At 60.1% G+C, this 4,281-nt stretch carries 3 protein-coding genes; all 3 read right to left on the bottom strand.

The features are described from left to right. Nucleotides 1-82: 82 nt before the first annotated feature. On the bottom strand, nt 83-268 hold the full coding sequence (gene csrA / locus WA145_RS10095) for a carbon storage regulator CsrA (RefSeq protein ID WP_025165378.1): 186 nt from the start codon (nt 266-268) through the stop codon (nt 83-85). 188 nt (nt 269-456) lie between these two features. After that, on the bottom strand, nt 457-1,695 hold the full coding sequence (locus WA145_RS10090) for an aspartate kinase (RefSeq protein WP_422581453.1): 1,239 nt from the start codon (nt 1,693-1,695) through the stop codon (nt 457-459). A 114-nt stretch (nt 1,696-1,809) separates the two neighbouring features. Then, nucleotides 1,810-4,281 (bottom strand): alanine--tRNA ligase (alaS, locus tag WA145_RS10085; protein WP_422581452.1); only part of this gene is annotated, 2,472 nt, incomplete at its 5' end.

The following is a 4,281-nucleotide window of genomic DNA, read 5'->3' as shown; positions in this document are numbered from 1 at the left end:
GGCCACTCGGCCACCTCTCCGCAACACGGGGCGCATGATAACCATGTTTTCCCCGTTTGCAAAGCCAAAATTTCGATAAAAATTAGTGGCTTGGTTCTTCGCCTTTCTCTTTCTGGATGCGCTGGTAAATTTCTTCGCGGTGCACGGCAACCTCTTTCGGCGCGTTAACGCCAATGCGCACCTGATTACCTTTAACGCCCAACACGGTGACAGTGACTTCGTCACCCACCATCAGGGTCTCTCCGACCCGGCGAGTCAGAATCAGCATTCCTTTCTCCTTACGGATAACAGTTCAGGACAACAACAGTCTGCAAAAAAGAAAATGGTGGCAGCCCCGAACATCTCAAGCAGAGCCTTCACCCAAGTATTGACCAGTGTGAGCAGAAAGAAAGTCCCTGCTCATGCCAACCAAAAAGACAAAAGGCGCGGGATAAACCGCGCCTTTCGGATAATGCCTCAGTCGCCCTTACGGGCCGGGGCATCCAGTTCGAAAGCAGTGTGCAGGGCGCGCACCGCCAACTCCAGATATTTCTCCTCGATGACCACGGAGACTTTGATCTCCGAGGTGGAGATCATCTGGATATTGATGTTTTCCTTGGCCAGCGCTTCGAACATACGGCTGGCAACCCCGGCGTGGGAACGCATGCCGACACCGACGATGGACACCTTGGCAATCTTGGTGTCGCCGATCACTTCACGCGCGCCCAGCTCGCGGGCGGTGTTTTCCAGCACCTGATGTGCCGCGGTGTAGTCGTTGCGGTGTACGGTGAAGGTGAAATCGGTGGTGTTATCGTGCGAGACATTCTGCACGATCATATCGACTTCGATATTGGCACCGCTGATCGGGCCGAGAATTTTGAACGCCACGCCCGGGATGTCCGGTACGCCACGGATGGTCAGCTTGGCTTCGTCGCGGTTGAAAGCGATGCCGGAGATGATCGGCTGTTCCATGGATTCCTCTTCATCAAGGGTAATGAGGGTGCCCGGGCCCTCTTGGAAGCTGTGCAGCACGCGCAGCGGGACGTTGTACTTGCCGGCGAATTCCACCGAACGAATCTGCAGCACCTTGGAACCGAGGCTGGCCATTTCCAGCATCTCTTCGAAGGTGATTTTCTCCAGACGCTGAGCCTGCGGCACCACACGCGGATCGGTGGTGTAGACACCATCAACGTCGGTGTAGATCTGGCACTCATCGGCCTTCAGCGCAGCGGCCAGGGCTACACCGGTGGTGTCGGAGCCGCCACGACCGAGGGTAGTGATATTGCCGTGCTCGTCGACCCCCTGGAAACCGGCGACCACCACCACACGACCGGCCTTGAGGTCGGCGCGCAGTTTCTGATCATCGATCTGCAGGATGCGCGCCTTGTTGTGCGCGCTGTCGGTCAGGATGCGTACCTGATTGCCGGTATAGGACACCGCCGGCACGCCGAGCTTGATCAGCGCCATGGCCAGCAGGGCAATCGTCACCTGCTCGCCAGTCGAGACCATCACGTCGAGTTCACGCGGTACCGGTTGACCATCACTGACCTGTTTGGCCAGCTCGATCAGGCGATTGGTTTCACCGCTCATAGCGGAAACCACCACCACAATGTCATCGCCATTTTCGCGGAATTTCTTCACCTTCGCGGCCACCTGCTGAATACGCTCAACAGTGCCGACGGAGGTGCCGCCAAATTTCTGTACGATCAAAGCCATTTCAAAGCCGCCTCAGCCCGTGAAGGGCGCCCATTAAACAGATAACTCAATAGCCTGCCAAGGCCCGCCGGGCGTATACCGGGCCTTAGTTTTTGCACTCAAGCAACCAGGTACTTACAGACCTTGCTCGGCAAAGGTGACGGCCAACGCCAGCGCACCATCCAGCGCCGCCGCATCGACACCGCCACCCTGGGCCATGTCCGGACGACCGCCGCCCTTGCCACCGACGGCCGCGGCCGCCTGCTTCATCAGCTCGCCGGCTTTCAGCTTGGCGGTCAGGTCCTGGGTCACGCCAGCGACCAACACGACCTTGTCGTCCTGCACGCCGCCGAGCAGGATCACCGCGCTGCCGAGCTTGTTCTTCAACTGGTCGACCATGGCCAGCAACGCCTTGCCGTCCAGACCGTCGAGACGCGCCGTCAGCACCTTGATGCCTTTGACGTCGACAGCCGAACCCGCCAGATCATTGCCCGCCGCGCTGGCCGCCTTGGCCTTGAGCTGCTCCAGTTCTTTTTCCAGCTGACGGTTGCGCTCCAGCACACCGGCGAGCTTGTCCAACAGGTTGTCGCGGCTGCCTTTGACCAGCGCCGCGGCTTCTTTCAACTGCTCTTCCGCGCCATTCAGGTAGGCGAAGGCTGCTGCACCTGTGACCGCTTCGATACGCCGCACGCCTGCGGCCACACCGCCTTCGCTGATGATCTTGAACAGGCCGATATCGCCTGTACGCTTAACGTGGGTGCCGCCGCACAGCTCAACGGAGAAATCGCCGCCCATGCTCAACACGCGCACCTGATCACCGTACTTCTCACCGAACAGCGCCATAGCGCCTTTGGCCTTGGCGGTTTCGATGTCGGTTTCCAGGGTTTCAACTTCGCTGTTGCCGCGCACTTCGCGGTTAACGATGGTTTCCAGCTCTTTCAGTTGTGCTGGGGTGATCGCCTCGAAGTGGCTGAAGTCAAAACGCAGACGCTGACTGTCGACCAGCGAGCCTTTCTGGGTCACGTGCTCGCCCAGTACCTGACGCAGGGCGGCATGCAGCAAGTGGGTGGCCGAGTGATTGAGCGCAGTGGCCTGACGCACGCTGGCGTCGACTTCGGCCTTGAGCGAAGTGCCGACGCTCAAGCCGCCTTTGACCGCAACGCCATGGTGCAGGAAGGCTCCGCCTGCCTTGGTGGTATCACGCACATCAAAACGCACGCCAGCACCTTCCAGGAAGCCGCAGTCACCCACCTGGCCGCCGGATTCGGCGTAGAACGGCGTCTGATCGAGGACCACCACGCCCTCCTCGCCTTCACTCAGGCTGTCCACCGCCTGACCGGCCTTGAACAGGGCAATGATCTTGCCGCTGCCGCTGGTGCCCTGGTAGCCGAGGAACGCGGTGTCGCTGTCGACCTTGACCAGGCTGTTGTAGTCCATGCCGAACGCGCTGGCAGAACGTGCGCGCTCGCGCTGCGCCTGCATCTCGCGCTCGAAGCCTGCTTCATCCAGGGTCAGCTCGCGCTCACGGGCGATGTCGCCGGTGAGGTCCATCGGGAAGCCGAAGGTGTCATACAGTTTGAAGATCACTTCACCCGGAATCACCGTGCCGTTCAGCTCGGCCAGATCCTGCTCGAGGATTCGAAGACCCTGCTCCAGGGTCTTGGCGAACTGCTCTTCCTCGGTTTTCAGTACGCGCTCGATATGCGCCTGCTGCTGCTTCAACTCAGGGAAGGCCTCGCCCATCTCGGCTACCAGTGCGGCAACGATCTGGTAGAAGAAGCTGCCCTTGGCACCCAGCTTGTTACCGTGACGGCAGGCTCGGCGGATAATGCGACGCAGCACGTAGCCACGACCTTCGTTGGACGGCGTTACGCCATCGGCGATCAGGAAGCCGCACGAGCGGATATGGTCGGCCACCACTTTCAGCGAAGCCTGGGCTTCGTTGGCACAACCGATGGCTTTGGCCGCCGCATTCAGCAGGCTCTGGAACAGGTCGATCTCGTAGTTTGAATTGACGTGCTGCAGCACCGCACTGACGCGTTCCAGGCCCATGCCGGTGTCCACACTCGGCGCCGGCAGCGGATGCAATACGCCGTCTGCGGTGCGGTTGAACTGCATAAACACGTTGTTCCAGATTTCGATATAGCGGTCGCCATCTTCTTCTGGCGAGCCGGGCGGGCCGCCCCAGATATGCTCGCCGTGGTCGAAGAAAATCTCGGTGCAGGGGCCGCACGGGCCGGTGTCGCCCATGGTCCAGAAGTTGTCGGAGGCGTACGGCGCGCCTTTGTTGTCGCCGATACGGATCATGCGCTCGGCCGGGACGCCGATTTCCTTGTTCCAGATATCAAAAGCTTCATCGTCAGTGGCGTAGACGGTGACCCAAAGCTTTTCCTTGGGCAGGTTCAGCCAGTTTTCGCCGGTGAGGAATTCCCAGGCGAAGTGAATGGCGTCGCGCTTGAAATAGTCGCCAAAGCTGAAGTTGCCGAGCATTTCGAAGAAGGTGTGGTGACGTGCGGTGTAACCGACGTTTTCCAGGTCGTTGTGCTTGCCGCCGGCACGCACGCACTTCTGGCTGGTGGCGGCGCGGGTGTAGGCGCGCTTTTCCAG

This window comes from Pseudomonas sp. (assembly GCF_049301935.1).
Lineage (GTDB): Bacteria > Pseudomonadota > Gammaproteobacteria > Pseudomonadales > Pseudomonadaceae > Aquipseudomonas.
The sequence above is the reverse complement of the archived record's forward strand: the minus strand, read 5'-3'. Positions and strand labels throughout refer to the sequence as shown.